This is a genomic window from Kribbella solani (genome assembly GCF_014205295.1).
Classification (GTDB): domain Bacteria; phylum Actinomycetota; class Actinomycetes; order Propionibacteriales; family Kribbellaceae; genus Kribbella; species Kribbella solani.
On the sequence record NZ_JACHNF010000001.1, the window covers coordinates 7,021,956 to 7,039,450 of the forward strand.

At 69.4% G+C, this 17,495-nt stretch carries 16 protein-coding genes; 10 read left to right on the forward strand and 6 right to left on the reverse strand.

Annotated elements, in window-relative coordinates; translation table 11 throughout:
* Positions 1-10: 10 nt before the first annotated feature.
* Entirely contained in the window at positions 11-826 is an 816-nt protein-coding gene (locus HDA44_RS32530) for an ABC transporter ATP-binding protein (RefSeq protein ID WP_184841037.1), read from the reverse strand.
* Positions 827-923: 97 nt separating this feature from the next.
* On the opposite strand from HDA44_RS32530, the gene HDA44_RS32535 reads away from it, so the two are divergent.
* Together HDA44_RS32535 and HDA44_RS32540 are read left to right on the forward strand one after the other, a co-directional pair.
* A complete protein-coding gene (locus HDA44_RS32535) occupies positions 924-1,838 on the forward strand; it encodes a GntR family transcriptional regulator (protein WP_184841039.1) in 915 nt (304 codons plus the stop codon).
* Between the two features lie 103 nt (positions 1,839-1,941).
* A complete protein-coding gene (locus tag HDA44_RS32540; RefSeq protein WP_337906679.1) occupies positions 1,942-2,817 on the forward strand; it encodes a hypothetical protein in 876 nt (291 codons plus the stop codon).
* Here HDA44_RS32540 and HDA44_RS32545 read toward each other — a convergent pair.
* A complete protein-coding gene (locus HDA44_RS32545; RefSeq protein WP_184841043.1) occupies positions 2,814-3,752 on the reverse strand; it encodes an NAD-dependent epimerase/dehydratase family protein in 939 nt (312 codons plus the stop codon). The genes HDA44_RS32540 and HDA44_RS32545 overlap by 4 nt on opposite strands.
* 166 nt (positions 3,753-3,918) lie before the next feature.
* On the opposite strand from HDA44_RS32545, the gene HDA44_RS32550 reads away from it, so the two are divergent.
* Positions 3,919-5,391 carry an LCP family protein gene (locus tag HDA44_RS32550; protein WP_238352601.1) on the forward strand — a complete coding sequence of 491 codons (1,473 nt, stop codon included), beginning with the start codon at positions 3,919-3,921 and terminating at the stop codon, positions 5,389-5,391.
* Here the strand turns inward: HDA44_RS32550 and HDA44_RS32555 are convergent.
* Positions 5,388-5,963 carry a TetR/AcrR family transcriptional regulator gene (locus HDA44_RS32555; protein ID WP_184841046.1) on the reverse strand — a complete coding sequence of 192 codons (576 nt, stop codon included), beginning with the start codon at positions 5,961-5,963 and terminating at the stop codon, positions 5,388-5,390. The genes HDA44_RS32550 and HDA44_RS32555 overlap by 4 nt on opposite strands.
* A 90-nt stretch (positions 5,964-6,053) precedes the next feature.
* Between HDA44_RS32555 and HDA44_RS32560 the strand changes: the two genes are divergently transcribed.
* The 4 genes from HDA44_RS32560 to HDA44_RS32575 all read left to right on the forward strand — a co-directional run bounded on the left by HDA44_RS32560 (position 6,054) and on the right by HDA44_RS32575 (position 9,021).
* Complete coding sequence (locus HDA44_RS32560; protein ID WP_184841048.1) at positions 6,054-6,866, forward strand: SDR family NAD(P)-dependent oxidoreductase; 813 nt, start codon at positions 6,054-6,056, stop codon at positions 6,864-6,866.
* A gap of 76 nt (positions 6,867-6,942) precedes the next feature.
* A complete protein-coding gene (locus HDA44_RS32565) occupies positions 6,943-7,314 on the forward strand; it encodes a YciI family protein (protein ID WP_184841050.1) in 372 nt (123 codons plus the stop codon).
* Between the two features lie 57 nt (positions 7,315-7,371).
* Positions 7,372-8,181, forward strand: a complete 810-nt coding sequence (locus HDA44_RS32570; protein WP_184841052.1) for an alpha/beta fold hydrolase — start codon at positions 7,372-7,374, stop codon at positions 8,179-8,181.
* A gap of 213 nt (positions 8,182-8,394) precedes the next feature.
* Positions 8,395-9,021, forward strand: a complete 627-nt coding sequence (locus tag HDA44_RS32575; RefSeq protein ID WP_184841054.1) for a superoxide dismutase — start codon at positions 8,395-8,397, stop codon at positions 9,019-9,021.
* A gap of 132 nt (positions 9,022-9,153) precedes the next feature.
* On the opposite strand, the gene HDA44_RS32580 is transcribed toward HDA44_RS32575, so the two are convergent.
* From HDA44_RS32580 to HDA44_RS32590, 3 genes are all read right to left on the reverse strand, one after another.
* Positions 9,154-9,936, reverse strand: coding sequence for an alpha/beta fold hydrolase (locus HDA44_RS32580; protein ID WP_184841056.1), 783 nt, complete (start codon positions 9,934-9,936; stop codon positions 9,154-9,156).
* A 78-nt stretch (positions 9,937-10,014) separates the two neighbouring features.
* A complete protein-coding gene (locus tag HDA44_RS32585) occupies positions 10,015-11,283 on the reverse strand; it encodes a sigma-70 family RNA polymerase sigma factor (RefSeq protein ID WP_184841058.1) in 1,269 nt (422 codons plus the stop codon).
* Positions 11,284-11,337: 54 nt separating this feature from the next.
* Complete coding sequence (locus HDA44_RS32590) at positions 11,338-12,309, reverse strand: methyltransferase (RefSeq protein ID WP_184841060.1); 972 nt, start codon at positions 12,307-12,309, stop codon at positions 11,338-11,340.
* A 183-nt stretch (positions 12,310-12,492) separates the two neighbouring features.
* Here HDA44_RS32590 and HDA44_RS32595 point away from each other — a divergent pair, with 183 nt between their 5' ends.
* The 3 genes from HDA44_RS32595 to HDA44_RS32605 are packed head-to-tail and all read left to right on the forward strand — an operon-like array spanning position 12,493 to position 17,460.
* Positions 12,493-15,501 carry a glycine--tRNA ligase gene (locus tag HDA44_RS32595; RefSeq protein ID WP_202887686.1) on the forward strand — a complete coding sequence of 1,003 codons (3,009 nt, stop codon included), beginning with the start codon at positions 12,493-12,495 and terminating at the stop codon, positions 15,499-15,501.
* Positions 15,502-15,560: 59 nt separating this feature from the next.
* Positions 15,561-16,559, forward strand: a complete 999-nt coding sequence (locus HDA44_RS32600; RefSeq protein WP_184841062.1) for a pyridoxal-phosphate dependent enzyme — start codon at positions 15,561-15,563, stop codon at positions 16,557-16,559.
* Positions 16,552-17,460, forward strand: a complete 909-nt coding sequence (locus HDA44_RS32605) for a ribonuclease Z (protein WP_184841064.1) — start codon at positions 16,552-16,554, stop codon at positions 17,458-17,460. The genes HDA44_RS32600 and HDA44_RS32605 overlap by 8 nt, the downstream gene beginning before the upstream one ends.
* Positions 17,461-17,495: the final 35 nt, after the last annotated feature.

Below are 17,495 nucleotides of genomic sequence, written 5' to 3' on the forward strand. Positions count from 1 at the left end.
AGAATGACTTTCAGATCGTGGTGACGCGGGACAGGTGCTTGCCGATGGGGCGGGTGCTGACCAGGCCGGTGGCCGGATCGGTGCCGACCTCGATCCGGATGCCGTACGTCTCGGTCAGCGCGCCGGCCCGCAGGACCTCCTCCGGCGTACCGGTCGCGCGTACTCGCCCCTGATCGAGTAGCGCGATCCGGTCGGCCACCGCGGCCGCCTGGTTGAGGTCGTGCAGGACGACACCGACGGCAACTCCGTGCTCGTCGGCGAGTTCGCGCATCAGGTCGAGAATCTCGATCTGGTAGCGCAGGTCGAGGAAGGTGGTCGGTTCGTCGAGCAGCAGGACGCCGGTGTCCTGTGCGAGGCAGGTCGCGAGCCAGACGCGTTGCAGTTCGCCGCCGGACAGCTCGTCGACCGCGCGGTCGGCCATCGCGCGTACGCCGGTGACCGTCATCGCGTGCTCGATCGCCCGTGGGCCGTCCGCGTCGTCGTTGCGCCAGCGGCCCTTGTGCGGGTGCCGTCCGTACCCGACGACGTCGCGCACGCGGACGCCGTTCGGGGTCGGCCGGGACTGCGACAGCAGCGTGACCTTGCGGGCGAACTCCTTCGCCGACAGGGCGAGCGCGTCGTCGCCGCCGGGGAACGTGATGCTGCCCGCGTCCGGCTGGTGCAGCCGGGCCAGAGCGCGGAGCAGCGTCGACTTGCCGCTGCCGTTCGGCCCGACGAGCGCGGTCACGCTCGCGGCCTCGATCCGCAGCGACGCGCCGTCGACGACATGCCGGCCGTGATACCCGAGGCGCAGCTCGGCGCCGGTCAGCCCCACCAGTTCGTGCATGCGATGGAGGATAGCCTTACCTAATCTGACATGTCAGCAGTGGTCTCATCCTGAACTAGTGCGCGTACGATGTACGCGCACTAGTTTGGGAGGCTTGATGAGTGACGCGCCGTACTTGGCGATCGCGGCGGAACTGCGGCAGCGGATCGAGGACGGGGAACTGCGGCCGGGGGAGCGGGTGCCCTCGACGCGGGCGCTGGTCCGCGACTTCGGGGTGGCGATGGCGACCGCGACCAAGGCACTTCAGGTGCTGCAGCAGGAGCGGCTCGTGCACCCGTCACCGGGAGTCGGGACCGTGGTGGGTCCACCGCCGCGTACCCGCCGTGCCGACGGTGCCGCGCCGGAGCGGCGGGTACTGCCGGACGGTTCGCTCGACCTGAACCGGGCCGAGGTGGTGGAGATGGGGATCGCGATCGCCGACGCGGAAGGACTCGCCGCGCTGTCGATGCGGCGGATCGCGGCCGAGCTCGGGGTGTCGACGATGGCGCTCTACCGGTACGTCGGCGGGAAGGACGCGCTGGTCGTACAGATGGTCGACGCGGCGATCGGCGAGTTCCCGCTGGGTCCGGCGCCGGCACATTGGCGGGACGCGATCGCTGCGGTCGCGCGGGTGCACTGGGCGGCGTACCGGAAGCACCTTTGGCTGGCCAGTGCGATCAGCCTCAGCCGGCCGCAACTCGTACCGCAACTGTTGCCGCACACCGACGCGGTGCTCGGGGCGTTGCGCGGTTTCGAGAAGAGCGCGGCGCTCTCGACGATGATCAGCCTGTTCGCGTACGTGCGCGGGATCGCGCTGGTGATGGAGGCCGAGGCGCAGGCCGAGCAGGACACCGGCGTGACGGCCGACGAGTGGGTACTGCGGCAGGGCGACCAGCTGGCGGCGATGATCGCGGCCGGCAACCTGACCGCCTTCGGCGACCTGCTCGCCGACGACTTCGACTTCGACTACGACCTGGACAAGTTGTTCGAATTCGGCCTCGGCGTCTTCCTCGACGGCCTGTCCACCCGGTGAAGGGGTGTCTGGTGCTCCCACGCCTACTGCGCGGCACTCGGCACGGCGTGGGAGCACCAGACACCCCTTACGCTGAGTACTGACAACGACTCCGGAGGTGGCGGTGGAGCCAGTGTTCGCGCCGGGTGTGCCGGACGGCGTACGGCGGTTGTACGAGCGCAGGCCGGAGTTGTTCGTGGCGGCGGACGCGCCGCGGCCGCGGCGGGAGACCTCCTGGTCGGCGGCGCCGGGGAGCACGTTCGGCTCGTTGCTGGTATGGATCGGGGTGTGCGTCGGCGGGTGGATTCTCGCGCTGATCGTGATGGCGGCGACGCTGCCGACCGCGGTGGCGGGATGGATCTCGGTGGTGCTGGCCGGGATCGCGGTGGTTGCCACCGGCGGGATCGTGGTGAAGACGATGGCCGAGGATCGCGGCCACAAGGCGGTCCGGGTGCAGCACGGGAAGTACCTGCTGCCGGAGGATTTCGACGACGCGGCCGGGCGGTTGCTGGGGCGGGCGCAGCGCGCGGTCAAAACGGTGCTTGAGGCAACGGTTACCCGGCGCGGGTTGCTCGACGACGTGAAGAACGAGCTGGTGCTGCCGGAGCAGTTGTGGGACATCGCGCAGGTGCTGCGCGAGCAGACGGTGTTGCGAGCGCGGCAGCACGACATCGCGCGGGGGATGGCGACCGCCGAGCTGGATGCGGTGCTCGGACCGCAGCGGCGGGCGCTGGCGTTGTCGGTCGACGCGATCCGGCGCAAGGTGGATCTGCTGGATCGGTACGCCGACCGCGTACGCTCCGCCGATGCCGCCCTTCGAGCCGAGGCCGCACTGGGCGACGGCGATCGCTACATCGAGCTCCTGGCGCGTACCGAACCAGCCGGGGACACGTCGGTGGTAGAAGGTTTCGCCGACGAGGCGAACGCGTTGAAAGACACCCTCACCAGATCGATCAACGCCGCCCGCGACGCCGGCAAAACCCTCGCACTACCTGACTAAAGACCAGAGAGAAGCTCTTCTTCTTGCTCTGGGGTCAGGCCGACGGTCAGCTCCGCTGTGCCTTGATCCCAGTCGAGTACATCGGCGACCGTCTGCCGCAGCGGCGTGACCGGCATCCCGGCCGCCTGGGCCTTCGCCGGGTTGCGTCGGCGGGCGTTCCACTCGGTCTCTGCCTCGACGAGCGGGAACCACTCCGGCACGGCATCCCTGGGAACAGGTACGAGCTCAACCGTCGTACCCGCCAACTCGGCCGCGACCTCGATCAGCTCCGCGAGAGTCGACTCCGGGCCGATCGCATTGAAGGCACCGTCCCGTCCATCCGCGATCAGCTGCACGACCAGCCGCCCGACATCCCGGCTGTCGATCAACTGCAACGGGTGCTCCGGCTTCGTCGGCAGCGCGACCCGCCCACCCCGCGCACCACGCCGGATCCAGTACAGCACCGTGTCCGACGAGTCACCCGGTCCGGTCACCCGGCCGGGGCGTACCAGCGTCGCCCGGGTGCCGTACCGCTCGACCACGTCGTCCTCACACGCCACCTTGCACGGCCCGTAGGTCTCGTTGGTCAACTCCTCCGCATCGCGCATCGGGTCACGTCGCGGCGCGGTCTCGTCGGTACCCGGCGGGAGGTCACGCGCGTACACCGCGTGGCTCGACACGAACACGTACCGCCCGACCCGATCGCCGAGTACGTCCATCGCCTGGTCGACGTCGCGAGTGCGGTACGCGCTCAGGTCGACCACCGCGTCCCACTCGCCGGTCCGCAGCGCGGTGTAGTCGCCGGTCGACCGGTCGCCGACCAGCTCCGTCACCCCGGCCGGCAGCGGCCCGCTCTGCCCGCGGCTGAACGACGTCACCTCGGCCCCGTGTGCCAGCGCGTCCGCCACGATCGCGCGCCCGACAAACCCGTTTCCACCCAGCATCAGTATCCGCACGACCGCCGAACCTACCTGCCCGATCGGGCAGATGGACAACCGATTAACTGTGTAACACGTCTGAAGAGGTAAGGGGTGCGGTGGGTGGCGCACACTGGAGGTGGTGGACGGCGACAGGGGAGCCATGGGGAGACGTGCGCACGTAGGCCAGGAACAACCTCGGTCGATGCCAAAGCTTTTGGGGTTGACCCTGGTCGGCGCACTGCTTCCGGGGGTTGGGCTGATCATCGGCGGTCGCCGGCGGTTGGGTGCGTTCGTGCTCACCGTGTTCCTCGGGCTGGTCGGGCTCGGCGTGTACGTCGGGCTGACCCGGCGCGACGAGGTGCTCGCGGCCGCGGTGGTACCGAGCCGGCTGCTGCAGACGTCGATCCTGATCGGCGTCCTCGCGATGCTCTGGATCGTGGTCATCGTCGCCTCGCACCGTTCGTTGCGTCCGGCAACGGGAAGCGCCGGCGGCCGGGTCCTCGGCGCGGCGTTCGTCGGGTTGCTGTGTTTCGCGGTCGCGGCGCCGTCGGCGATCGGCGTCCAGACCGTGCTGGCCCAGCGGACGCTCGTGCAGGACGTCTTCCAGGGGCAGGAGGAGAGCAAGAGCGCGACCCGGCCGGCGACCGTGAACGTCAAGGACCCGTGGGAGGACCGGCCGCGGCTGAACCTGCTGCTGCTCGGCGGCGACGACGCGCCGGACCGCGAAGGGGTGCGGACGGACACGGTGATCGTCGCGAGCATCGACACGAAGACCGGTAACACCGCGCTGATCTCGCTGCCACGGAACCTGACCTTCATGCCGTTCCCGGCCGACTCGCCGCTGGCCAGGTTCTACCCGAACGGTTTCGGCAAGGAAGGGCTCAGCCTGGACGGGCGGCTGGAGTGGATGCTGACGGCGATGTACCAGAACATCCCGGACGCGCATCCCGGCATTCTCGGCCCGTCGGACAATGAGGGCGCGGACGTACTGAAGGAGTCGGTCGGCGAAGCGACCGGGCTGAAGCTGGACTACTACCTCCAGGTCAACCTGCGCAGTTTCCCGGAGATCGTGGACGCGCTCGGCGGGATCACCGTGAACGTCAACGAGCGGGTCGCGATGGGCGGGGTCAGCAGTTCGCACATCCCGCCGAAGGAATGGATCGAGCCCGGCCCGAAGCAGCACCTCGACGGCCGGCACGCGCTGTGGTTCGCTCGCGGCCGGTACGGCGCCGACGACGACCAGCGGCAGGTCCGGCAGCGCTGCGTCATCAAGAGCATCGTCGACGCGGCGGACCCGCAGACGCTCGTCACCAAGTACAAGGCGATCGCGAAGGCCGGCCGGCACCTGCTCCGTACCGACATCCCGCAGGAACTGCTGCCGGCGCTGGTCGAGCTCGGGCTGAAGGTGAAGTCCGGCACGGTGTCGAACGTGACGCTGGATCCGGAGAAGTTGCGCCTGAAGTACTTGCACCCGGATTACAAGGCGCTCCGCGAGACCGTACAGACCGCACTGGAATCGGCGCCGCCGCCCGCGACCAGTACACCGGTGGCACCCAAGCCCACCACCACTCGCAAACCGGTCACCGCGACCAGCACCCCGACGTCACCCCCGGGTCCCACCCAGGACCTCGCCGACGCCTGCGCCTACCACCCGAACGGCGACCAGCCGAACTAGTCCGTCGGAACCGTGCGGCCGAAGAGGGCTTCGGCGACGGCGGCCAGGTGGGGGCGGAGGTCGTCCTCGGTGGCGTCGGCGAGGGCCGGGGTGCCCACGGCGGTTCGGAGGATGCCGATGCCGAGCAGCCAGGCGGCGAAGAGCTCGGTCCGGAGGTGCTTGTCTTCGTTGCCGTCGGCAAGGTCTGACAGCACGCCCAGATAGCCGTCACACACCTGCCGGCGGAGACGGTCCTTCATGTCCTCGTGACCGGCCGAGCGGAGCATCGCGATCAGCGGGTGCTCCCCGGCGTACTCGGCCCAGTCCTCGAACACCAACTGCCGCATCAGCTTGGCCGGCAGCTCCTCCACCGGCCCGTCGGGCAGGATCACCGGCTCCGACGACCTCGCCATCGCCTCGGTGAACAGCCCGGACTTGGAGCCGAAGTAGCGGAACACGAGCGCCGGATCGACACCGACGTCGCCGGCCACGTCCCGGACACTGGTGCCGTCGTACCCGTCGCGGGCGAACCGCAGCCGCGAGCACTCCAGCAACTTGGCCCGGGTCGCCTCCCGATCCCGCTTGTGCGCCATCCACCCAGCTTAAGTCATCGCTCGTTGACATCGTACCGGGGGCGGCTCTACGGTCTAAGTCATCGATCGATGACTTGGGAGCTGAAACGGATGAAGGATGTAGTGGTGGCCGGCGGCACTACCGGCATGGGCCGGGAGATCGCCTTGCACTACCTACGGGCCGGCGCGCGCGTCACGGTGATCGGCAGTACGCCGTCGCGGGGCGAGGACCTGCTGGCCGCGGCCCGGGAGCTGCCGGGAACCGCCGTGTTCCTGCACGCGGACCTGCTGTCCGTCGCGGAGAACCACCGCGTGATCAAGGAGCTCGAGAGCCGGTACGACAAGCTCGACGTGCTGGTACTGGCCGCGATGGTGCCGTTCGTGAGGCGCCGGGAGACCGTCGACGGACTCGAAGGTACGTTCGTGCTCTATTACCTGAGCCGCTTCATCCTGAGCTTCGGCCTGACCGAGCTGCTGGAGCGCGGCGAGAACCCGATCATCGCGAACCTCGGCGCCACCGGGATCACCAAGGGCGCGGTCAACTGGGACGACCTGCAGTTCGCGCGGAAGTACAGCACGGTGAAGGCGACGATCAGTGGCGGACGGGCCAATGACCTGCTCGCGGTGCACTACCTGCAGAACCACCCGGACGGCCGGACGAAGTACTTCGGCATCCAGCCGCCGTACACGAAGAGCGGGACGAACCACCTGCCGCAGCCGCTGCGCGCCCTGGCCAAGGTGAGCGCCGCGCTGTTCGCGAAGCCGGCGGCCGAGAGCGTACGGGACACCCTGGAGGTACTGGAAGCGCAGCCGGCCGAGCGGCTGATCCTGCGCGCGGTGGGCCGGCCGGTCGATCCAGGGCTGAAGACGTTCGATCCGCGGGCGGCGCGCAGGCTGTACGAGCTGACCAAGGAACTGATCTGAATCCGGGTGTCGATCCGGTGCCGGCCCGCTCGACGTGAGAGTAAGAGATCGACCGAGAACACGAGGAGCAGCCGCAATGCGATACATGATCATCAACAAGGCAGATGGCGCCAGCGAGGCCGGGAAGTTGCCGGGGCCGGAGGTGGCGGAGGGAGTCGGCAAGGTGGTCGAGGACCTCTCCAAGGCCGGGGTGCTGCTGTTCGCCGAGGGCGTGCACCGCAGTTCGCTCGGTGCCCGGGTGAAGGTCGCGGACGGCCGCCGGACCGTCACCGACGGCCCGTTCGCCGAGACCAAGGAGCTGGTCGGCGGCGTGATCGTCGTCGAGGTCCGGAACCGGGACGAGGCGATCGAGTGGGCCGCCCGGCTGGCCGAGGCGCTGGACGGCGAGGTCGAGGTACGCCGCGTGGTCGAGGAAGCCGACTTCGACTCGGACCTGTTCCAGCACTGATCCGAGATCCTCGGGAACCACCTGTCCATTCCCGCCACGTCCGTTCGTGGAAGGGACATGAACAACAAACTGGTGGTTCCCGAGGCCGAGTTGTACTACGAACTGCGCGGTTCAGGACCGTTGGTCGTCCTGATCGGTGCACCGATGGACGCCGACGCGTTCGCGCCGCTGGCCGGCCTGCTCGCATCCGAGTACACCGTGCTGACGCATGACCCGCGCGGTGTGAAGCGCAGCACGCTCGCACCCGGCGGTACGTCCACCCCGGAGCAGCGGGCCGACGACCTGGCCCGGCTGATCCGGCACGTCGACGCCGGTCCGGCCGTCGTCCTCGGTTCCAGCGGCGGAGCAGTCACCGCACTGGCGCTGGCGCAGGCGTACCCGCGGCTGATCCGTACCGTGATCGCGCACGAGCCGCCGCTCGACCGGCTGCTCCCGGACGCCGACGAGCTGCTGGCGAAGTCGGAAAAGATGATGGCCGACTACCTCGCGGGTGACGTGACCGGAGCGTGGAAGCAGTCCTTCGCGGTGGCGAACATCTTCATCCCGGACGAGGTGGTCGAGCAGATGTTCGGCGGCGAGCGCGACCCGGAGGACGTCGCGGCGGAGCGGTTCTGGTTCGGTCACGAGATGCGCGAGAGCATCACCTGGCTGCCGGACGTGGCTCAGTTGCGTACGGCCAACATCGTGATCGGGATCGGTGCCGACTCCACCGGGCAGCTGTGCGACCGTACGTCCACCGCGCTGGCCGCCCAGCTCGGTATCGAGCCGACCCGGTTCCCGGGCGGGCACACCGGCTTCGCGGACGCGCCCGAGGTGTTCGCCGAGGCCCTGCGGGTGGAGCTGAAGGCCGCGCCCGGGTCGCGGTGAGACTCGCGCGTGGATCGTCGGGGTGAGTATGTGAAGCTGGGGGTGTCCGGTCCGTGCGCGGGTGTGTGATCGCGGTCGTACCGGGCACCGGTCGAAGGTGCCGCGTTGCCCGCGTGGCGGCTTGACCTCAACCGTGGTTGAAGTTTCAAGCTGGTGTCGCTGGCTGAGGACACCGCAGATATCGGCCCTGAGGGCCCCGACGAAGGAGCAGAGTTGACCACGTACACGCTTCCAGACCTCCCGTACGACTACAGCGCCCTGGCGCCCAGCATCGCCGGCGAGATCATGGAGCTGCACCACGACAAGCACCACGCGACCTATGTGAAGGGCCTGAACGACACCCTGGACAAGCTGGCCGAGGCCCGCGACAAGGGTGACTTCGGCGCGATCGTCGGGCTGGAGAAGACGCTCGCCTTCAACCTCGGCGGGCACGTCAACCACTCGATCTTCTGGAAGAACCTGTCCCCGGACGGCGGCGACAAGCCGGACGGCGAGCTGGGTGCCGCGATCGACGAGTTCTTCGGCTCGTTCGACAGCTTCCAGGCGAACTTCACCGCGAGCGCGACCACCATCCAGGGCTCCGGCTGGGCGATCCTCGGCTGGGACGCGCTGGGCGGCAAGCTGCTGATCCACCAGCTGTACGACCAGCAGGGCAACCTGCCGGCCGGCCAGATCCCGATCGCGATGCTGGACATGTGGGAGCACGCGTTCTACCTGCAGTACAAGAACGTGAAGCCGGACTACGTCAAGGCGTGGTGGAACGTGGTGAACTGGGCCGACGCCCAGGCCCGCTTCGACGCCGCCCGCACCGGCGCCGCCGCCCTCATCACCGGCGCCTGACCACACCGCTCGTCCCAGCGCCGAACACCGGCGCCGACAACCAGTGCTGGGCATCACCGCCTGAGCGCCGTTTCGGCATCTGTCTCACGCCCGCCCGCGCCCGCCTCGCGGGCGCGGGCGGGCGTGGTCGTGTCAGCGACAGAAGTCGGCGATTACTGGGGCGATGGCGGCGGCCTTGATGACGTGGTTCTGGCCGGGGATTTCCCTGTGCCGGGCGCCGGGGACGGCGGTGGCGAGGGATCTGGTGGAGGTTTTCATCCAGGTCGGGCTCTTGCCCCCGTTCACCACCAGGACCGGCTCGTCGATCGCGGCCCACTGGGCGGAGCCCATCGGGTCGCCGAAGCAGTTCTCGCCGACCACCTGAGCGTCGTACGGCAGCGTGTGCGCGATCGCCTTCATCGGTTTCCAGGCCGGCATCAGCTTCATCATCGTGACGAAGATCCCGGGCAGCCCGATCCCTTTGGTGAAGAAGTACCTGATCGCATCGCCCGCCTCGAGCGCCTGGAGTTCGGCGACCCACTCGCGCGGGATCTGCTTGCGGCTGTCGTCCACCACGTACGGCGGCTCGAACGCGACCAGCTTCTCGACCGGCAGCCCCGCCGCGGCCGCCCGGAGCGCCAGCGCCGCGCCGGACGACGACCCGTACGCGAACGCTGACCCGCCGGCCGCCTCGATCACGGCGGCCAGGTCCTCGATCTCCCGCTCGACCGCGTACTCGGCCGCGTCCCCGGAATCCCCGCGCCCACGCCGGTCGTAGTTGTACACGGTGTACCGGTCCGCGAGCAGCTCGGCCAGTTCGGGCATCGGTCCTTGCGCCCGGCAGCACAGCGCGCCGTCGACCAGTACCAGCGCGGGCCCGCTGCCCCGCCGGTCGTACGCGATCTTCGTCCCGTCCTTCGAGGCTACGGTGTCCATGATTTCCTCCTGCTTTCGGTGACCGTCTCACCTCTGCGTCGACCGTGGAGGATCAGCCTCGACTGTCTGTGACGTGGATCACATTTCAGTTTCGCTGACGGCAGCCCGTTCGAGCAGCAGCTTGCGTTCGCGTTCGTTGCGGGTCAGCCCGGCGGCCCTCTCGAACTCGGCCCGCGCCTCGGCGTACCGCCCGAGTTTGAAGAGCAGGTCGCCGCGTACGCTCGGCAGCAGGTGGTAGTCCTTCAGCGACGGCTCGTCCGCGAGCAGATCCACCGCTTCCAGGCCGCGCGCCGGACCGAACGCCATCGAGATCGCGACCGCCTGGTTCAGCTCCACGACCGGCGAGGGCGCGACCTGGGCGAGGACCGCGTACAGACCGGCGATCCGGGCCCAGTCGGTGTCTTCGGGGTCGGCCGCGCGGGCGTGACAGGCGGCGATGGCGGCTTGCAGCAGGTACGGGCCAGGTGGTTTCTCCAGCGCCCAGGCCCGGTCGATGCCTTCGAGTCCGCGCCGGATCAGCAGCCGGTCCCAGCGGCGGCGGTCCTGGTCGAGCAGCAGCACCGGCTCGCCGTCGGGGCCGGTGCGGGCTCCCGCGCGGGACGACTGCAGCTCCATCAGCGCGAGCAGGCCGAGGACCTCGGGCTCGGTCGGCATCAGCTCCACGAGCAGCCGGCCGAGCCGCATCGCCTCGTTGGCCAGCGCCGGCCGCATCCAGTCGTCGCCGGCGGTCGCGGAGTACCCCTCGTTGTAGATCAGGTACACGACTTCGAGCACCGACGAGAGCCGATCCAGCAGGTCCGGGCCGGACGGCACCTCGAACTCGACGCCGGCCTTGGCCAGGTTGCGCTTGGCCCGGACGATCCGCTGCGCGATCGTCGGCTCCGGGGCGAGGAACGCGCGCGCGATCTCATCGGTCTTCAGGCCGCCGAGCAGTTTCAGCGTCAGCGTGACCCGGGCGTCCATGGTGAGTACGGGGTGACAGGCGGTGAACACGAGCCGGAGCAGGTCGTCCTCGATGTGGTCTTCGAGGATGGCCTCCACGTCGTCCTCGACGCTCTCGCCGTCGATCTCCAGCTCATGGCCCATTTCGGCGAGCTTGCGCTGGTACGTCTCCTTGCGCCGGATCAGGTCGATCGCGCGCCGCTTGGCGATCGTCATCAGCCAGGCACCCGGATTCTTCGGTACGCCGGACTCGGGCCACTGCTCCAGCGCCGCCACCAGCGCGTCCTGAGCCAGCTCCTCGGCCAGCCCGACGTCCCGCACGATCCGGGCCACACCCGCGATGATCCGCGCCGACTCGATCCGCCAAACCGCGTCGACCGCCCCACCCGCATCAGTAACCGTCACCCGCCGATAGTAGACACGAACCCAGCAGCCCCGCTCCCGCCCGAATCGGACCTGCTACGTCAGGCGCCAGAGGGAGGTTGTTTCTTGGGCTCGTGCTCGGGTGTGGTGTGGGCTGACGTGCCGTCGGCCGCTGAGCGTGAGGCCGGCGGTTCGGGCCAGGAGGGGTATCTCGTCCGGTTGCCTCAGGCCCAGGTGCTCGGCGAGATCCGACATCACCAGCCACACCTCCCCGCCTGGCCGGAGATGCTCGCGGGACTTTCCGAGGAAGTCGCGGAGCATGCGGCTGTCCTCGTCGTAGACCGCTTGGTCGAGCGGCGTGAGCGGCTTCGCCGGGATCCATGGTGGGTTGCACACGATGAGATCCGCCGTACCGGGCGGGAACAGGTCGGTCTCCAGCACGGTGGCGGTGACCTGCAAGCGTGCCAAGTTCGAGCGGGCGCAGGCGACCGCGCGCGGGTTGTTGTCAGTGGCAACCAGCTGCCGAACCCCGCGGCGGGCCAGGATCGCGGTGAGCACCCCGGTTCCGGTGCCGACGTCGAACGCGGTGCCCGCGGCCGGCAGCGGTTGCTCGGCAACCAGATCGGCGTACTCGGATCTGGTCGGCGCGAACACGCCATAGTGCGGATGGATGCGGTCGCCGAGCGCGGGTACGTGCACGCCTCGGAGTCGTAGTTGATGCGCTCCGATGACACCCAGCAGTTCCCGCAACGGAACCGTCCGCTCACCGCCGGACGGGCCATAGGCCTGATCGCAGGCGGCGCGTACGTCGGGTGCTCGCCGCAGCGGGACCCGGTGATCGGCCAGGGGGATCAGTAGCGCGTTCAGGACCCGGACGCGCTCGGCCTGGCGGCGGCGCTGGTTGGGAAAGGAGCCGATCCGGATGGCCGGCACTCGCCGCCCGAGCGCGGCGAGAAGTTGTTTCGCGTTCTGGAAATCACCTGTCCAAAGAAGTGCGGAGCCGCGGTTGATCAGGCGCAGTGCCCGGTCCGCGGAGATGCCGTCGTCGACGGCGATGACGTCGTCCATGAGTCGTCCCTGCCAGTGCGGAGTGAAAATGGCCAGCACGGCTCACCCGGACGCCGTGGTGGCGCCGGGGAGCGGGGGACGGGGACTAGCGGACTACTGCCGCGTGCCTGGGCGAGGTCACCGGACAACTGTAGACAGGTGCACCGATAGACTTTCTGACCGGATACCCCCTCGGACGATGGCATGAGGTTTGCTGTGCTCACCATGCAGGACGCGCTGCTGGCGCTGACGAAGTACTGGACCGACCGCGGCTGCATGGTCGTGCAGCCGTTCAACACCGAGGTCGGTGCCGGGACGCTGAACCCGGCCACGATCCTCCGGGTGCTCGGTCCCGAGCCGTGGCGGGTGGCGTACGTCGAGCCGAGTGTCCGCCCGGACGACGCCCGCTACGGCGAGAACCCGAACCGCCTGCAGACGCACACCCAGTTCCAGGTCGTGCTCAAACCGGACCCGGGGAACCCGCAGGAACTGTTCCTGGACAGCCTGACCGCGCTCGGGATCGACATCGACGCGCACGACGTCCGGTTCGTCGAGGACAACTGGGCGAACCCGGCGACCGGTTCGTGGGGTCTCGGCTGGGAGGTCTGGCTGGACGGCCTGGAGATCACCCAGTTCACGTACTTCCAGCAGGCCGGCGGGATGACGCTGGACCCGGTGTCGGTGGAGATCACCTACGGCATCGAGCGGATCATGATGGCGCTGCAGGGCGTCTCGCACTTCAAGGACATCGCGTACGCGCCGGGCATCTCGTACGGTGAGGCGTTCGGCCAGGCCGAGTACGAGATGAGCAGGTACTACCTGGACGACGCCGACGTGGAGTCGCAGAAGCGCCTGTTCGAGGAGTACGCGAACGAGGCCCGCCGGATGATCGACGACCGGCTGCCGGTGCCGGCGCACATTCAGGTACTGCGCTGCTCGCACACGTTCAACGTGCTGGACGCCCGCGGCGCGGTGAGTACGACCGAGCGCGCCAAGGCGTTCGGCCGGATGCGGACGCTGGCGCGCGAGGTGTCGCGACTGTGGGCCGAGCGCCGCGACGAGCTGAAACACCCGTTGGGTCAGGCCGAGCTGCCGCCCGCGGCGGAGGAGCCGACCGAGTTCCCGGCGAGCAGCGGGACGCGGCAGCTGACGTTCGAGATCGGCACCGAGGAGATGCCGCCGTCGGAGGTCACCAAGACGGCCGCGGCGGTGCAGACCGCGCTGGAGGAGAAGCTGGCCGCGACCCGGCTCGGGCACGGCAGGATCACCACGTACGCGACGCCGCGGCGCGTGGTCGCGTTCGTCGCCGAGGTGCAGGCCGGCGAGCCGGACGCCGACCGGGTGGTCCGTGGTCCGCGGAAGTCGGCCGCGTACGACGCCGACGGCAATGTCACCAAGGCCGCCGCCGGGTTCGCCCGTGGTCAGGGGGTGGACGCGAGCGAGCTGCACGCCCTGGACGTCGACGGCGTCGAGTACGTCGCGGTGACGAAGCCGGACCCGGGCCGTGCCGCGGCCGAGGTGCTGAGCGGCGTACTGAAGGAGATCGTCGCCGGGCTGCGCTCGGACAAGAACATGCGCTGGAACGACGCGAACCTGTCGTTCACCCGGCCGATCCGCTGGCTGGTCGCGCTGCTCGGCGATCAGGTCGTACCGGTCTCGGTGTCGTCGCTCGCGGCCGGCCGGACCACCCGCGTACACCGGACCGCGGCCCAGCCGAAGGTGGAGATCGCGGCCGCCGAGGGGTACCTGGACCTGCTGCGGATCCACGGGATCGAGGCCGATCCGGCCCGCCGGCGGTCCCAGATCGTCGACGCCGCCGCCGAGCTGGCCGCGAAGGTCCAGGGCACGGTCGACGTCGAGGGCGAGGCCGCGCTGGTCGACCAGATCGTCAACCTGATCGAGGAGCCGACGCCGATCCTGGGTGGGTTCGAGGCCGACTACCTGGACCTGCCGAGCGAGATCCTGACCACGGTGATGCGCAAGCATCAGCGGTACCTGCCGGTCCGGGATGCTGACGGCAAGCTGCTCCCGCATTTTGTTGCCGTGGCCAACGGTTCGGTCGACGCCGACCTGGTCCGGGCCGGCAACGAAGCGGTGCTGCGGGCCCGGTACGAGGACGCGGCGTTCTTCTGGCGGGCCGATCTGGACACGCCGCTGGAGTCGATGAAGGGCGAGCTGGAGAAGCTGGCCTTCGAGGAGCGGCTCGGGTCGATGGCCGACCGGGCCGGGCGGATCGGCCGGATCGCGGAGTCGCTGGCCGCGAAGGTCGAGCTGGGCGGCGACGACCTGACCACGCTGAAGCGGGCCGCCGAGCTGGCGAAGTTCGACCTCGGTTCGCAGATGGTGGTCGAGCTGACCAGCCTGGCCGGCACGATGGCTCGCGAGTACGCGCGCCGCGCCGGTGAGACCGAGGGCGTCGCGCAGGCGCTGTACGACATGGAGCTGCCGCGATCGGCCGGTGATCCGGTGCCGTCGACGATTCCGGGTGCGCTGCTCGCGCTGGCGGATCGGTTCGATCTGCTGGCCGGGCTGTTCGGGATCGGCGCGAAGCCGACCGGAAGCTCGGACCCGTTCGCGTTGCGGCGGGCGGCCGGCGGAGTGGTCGCGATCCTGCGCGAGCACCCGGAGCTGCGGGCGATCACGTTGCCGGTCGGGCTGCAGGCCGCGGCGGACGAGATCGGTGCCCAGGGCATCGAGGTGCCGGCCGAATCGCTGGCGGAGGTGGCCGAGTTCACGGTCCGGCGGTACGAGCAGCAGCTGATCGATCGTGGGGACGACCATCTTCAGGTCGCCGCGGTGTTGCCGTTGGCAACTGCTCCGGTGGTGGCGGACGAGGCGCTGACGGCGTTGCAGGGGCTGGTCGGGAACGGTGAGTTCGCCGATCTGGTGGCCGTGTTGCAGCGGGTGCGGCGGATTGTTCCGGAGGGCACCGAGGCGGCGTACGACTCGAGCAAGCTGACCGAGCCGGCCGAGGTTGTACTGCATGGCGCGGTGGAGAAGATCGGCGAGGCGCCGACCGGGCTGGCTGACTTCGTCGCGGCGGCGTCGGTGCTGGTGGAGCCGGTGAACGCGTTCTTCGACGAGATCCTGGTGATGGCGAAGGAGCCGGAGCTCCGGGCAGCCCGGCTGGGCTTGCTCGCCACGATCAGCAAACTCGCCGCCCCGGTGCTCGACTGGCAAGCCCTCGGCACCAGCCTGAGCCCAGCCGAATGAGCGCAACATGAGCACCGCATGAGCCGGGTGGGCCCGGATGGGCGCGGAGTGAGTGTGGGATGAGCGGTTTCGGGGTGGTTGAGGTTGCCGGACGGGCGGCGGAGGTTGCCCCGCGCCTGCGGGCGTATCTGCCGCCGACGCCGTTCGTTCGGTACGACGCGTTCAGCGACGAGCTGGGTGCCGAGCTGCTGGTGAAATGTGAGCACCAGCAGCGCACCGGTTCGTTCAAAGCGCGTGGTGCGCTGGCGAAGGTGCTCACCCTGACCGACGCGCAACGTGCGGCCGGGGTGATCACGGCGTCCACCGGCAACCACGGCCTCGGCGTCGGCAACGCGCTGGCGATGCTCGGCGGACACGGCATCGTGTACCTGCCGGAGAACGCCGCACCGGGCAAAGTGGCCGCCCTCCGTCGGCTCGGCCTGGAACTACGGGCCGAAGGCAACGACACCGGCGCCCTGGAACTGAAGGCCCGGGCGTACGCGACCGATCATGGTCTGACGTACGTTCCGCCGTACAACGACCCGGACGTCATCGCCGGGCAAGGCACCATCGCCGTCGAGATCCTTGACCAGCTACGCACGGCCGGCGGGCAACTCGATACCGAGGAGCTGGACGCGATTGTCGTATCGGTGGGTGGCGGCGGTCTGATCAGCGGTGTCGCCGCGGTACTGAAGCAGGCCCTCCCCGGCATCCGCGTGTACGGCGCGCAGCCGGCCGTCGACGACGCGATGGCCGCGTCCGTACGCGCCGGTGAGATCGTCCAGGTCGACGCGCAACCAACCCTGTCGGACGGTACGGCAGGCAGCGTCGAGCCGGGCAGCATCACCTTCGGCCTGTGCCGTGAACTGGTTGACGACTGGGTGCTGGTCGAGGAGGACGCGATCCGCGCAGCGCTCCGGCTGGTGATCGACACCGAGCACCAGTTGATCGAGGGCTCCGCGGCGCTCGCGTTCGCGGCCGCGCGGGAGCGCCGTACCGAGCTGGCCGGGAAACGGGTCGCGGTCGTGTCCTGCGGTGGCAACATGTCGTCGTCGACCTTGGTGACCGCGCTTGCGTGAGCTCGTGGTTCTCGGGACCGGCAGTCAGGTGCCGTCCCGGGAACGCACGCAGAACGGGTACTTCCTGCGCTGGGACGACGAGGGTTTCCTGTTCGATCCGGGCGAAGGCACGCAGCGGCAGATGCTGTACGCCGGGGTGCCGGCGAGCGCGATCACGCGACTGTGCGTGACGCACTTCCACGGCGATCACTGCCTCGGCGTACCCGGGATCGTGCAGCGGCTGTCACTGGACGACGTACCGCATCCGGTGCGCGCGCACTACCCGGCGTCCGGGCAGACCTATTTCACCCGGTTACGGTACGCGGCGTCGTTCTTCGAGCGGGCCGAGTTGCTGGAGGAGCCGGTCGAGGCGGACGGGTTGTTGTCGGTCGGCTCGTTCGGTCAGTTGTGGGCGCGCCGATTGGAGCATCCGATCGAGTCGTTCGGTTATCAACTGCTCGAGCCGGACGGTCGCCGGATGCTGCCCGGCAAGCTTGCCGCGTACGGGGTGACCGGACCCGCCGTCGGTCGGCTGCAACGGGCCGGATCGATCGAGGTGGACGGCCGGACGGTGCACCTGGACGAGGTCAGTGAGCCGCGACCGGGGCAGCGGTTCGCGTTCGTGATGGACACCCGGTTGTGCGAGAACGTGCTGCGGCTGGCCGAGGATGCCGATCTGCTCGTGATCGAGTCCACCTACCTGTCGTCCGAGGCGGAGCTGGCCCGGCGGTTCGGGCATCTGACCGCGCGGCAGGCGGCCCGGGTCGCGGCGGAGTGCGGCGTACGCAAACTGGTCCTCACGCACTTCTCCCAGCGCTACCTGGAGCCCGAGCGCTTCCACGCGGAGGCGGCGGCCGAGTTCTCCGGCGAGATCGTGGTCGCGGCGGACCTCAGCCGGACAGCGGTACCGCCGCGGCGGTAACACGAACATTTGATGAGCGACGCGCGAATACTCGG

Excerpts from the sequence above, each read along its gene's own strand:
- HDA44_RS32555 (WP_184841046.1), bottom strand. The coding sequence starts at position 5,963 with ATGGCGCACAAGCGGGATCGGGAGGCGACCCGGGCCAAGTTGCTGGAG.
- HDA44_RS32530 (WP_184841037.1), bottom strand. The coding sequence starts at position 826 with ATGCACGAACTGGTGGGGCTGACCGGCGCCGAGCTGCGCCTCGGGTAT.
- HDA44_RS32565 (WP_184841050.1), top strand. The coding sequence starts at position 6,943 with ATGCGATACATGATCATCAACAAGGCAGATGGCGCCAGCGAGGCCGGG.
- HDA44_RS32535 (WP_184841039.1), top strand. The coding sequence starts at position 924 with ATGAGTGACGCGCCGTACTTGGCGATCGCGGCGGAACTGCGGCAGCGG.
- HDA44_RS32600 (WP_184841062.1), top strand. The coding sequence starts at position 15,561 with ATGAGCGGTTTCGGGGTGGTTGAGGTTGCCGGACGGGCGGCGGAGGTT.
- HDA44_RS32590 (WP_184841060.1), bottom strand. The coding sequence starts at position 12,309 with ATGGACGACGTCATCGCCGTCGACGACGGCATCTCCGCGGACCGGGCA.
- HDA44_RS32595 (WP_202887686.1), top strand. The coding sequence starts at position 12,493 with ATGAGGTTTGCTGTGCTCACCATGCAGGACGCGCTGCTGGCGCTGACG.
- HDA44_RS32550 (WP_238352601.1), top strand. The coding sequence starts at position 3,919 with ATGCCAAAGCTTTTGGGGTTGACCCTGGTCGGCGCACTGCTTCCGGGG.
- HDA44_RS32580 (WP_184841056.1), bottom strand. The coding sequence starts at position 9,936 with ATGGACACCGTAGCCTCGAAGGACGGGACGAAGATCGCGTACGACCGG.
- HDA44_RS32560 (WP_184841048.1), top strand. The coding sequence starts at position 6,054 with ATGAAGGATGTAGTGGTGGCCGGCGGCACTACCGGCATGGGCCGGGAG.
- HDA44_RS32570 (WP_184841052.1), top strand. The coding sequence starts at position 7,372 with ATGAACAACAAACTGGTGGTTCCCGAGGCCGAGTTGTACTACGAACTG.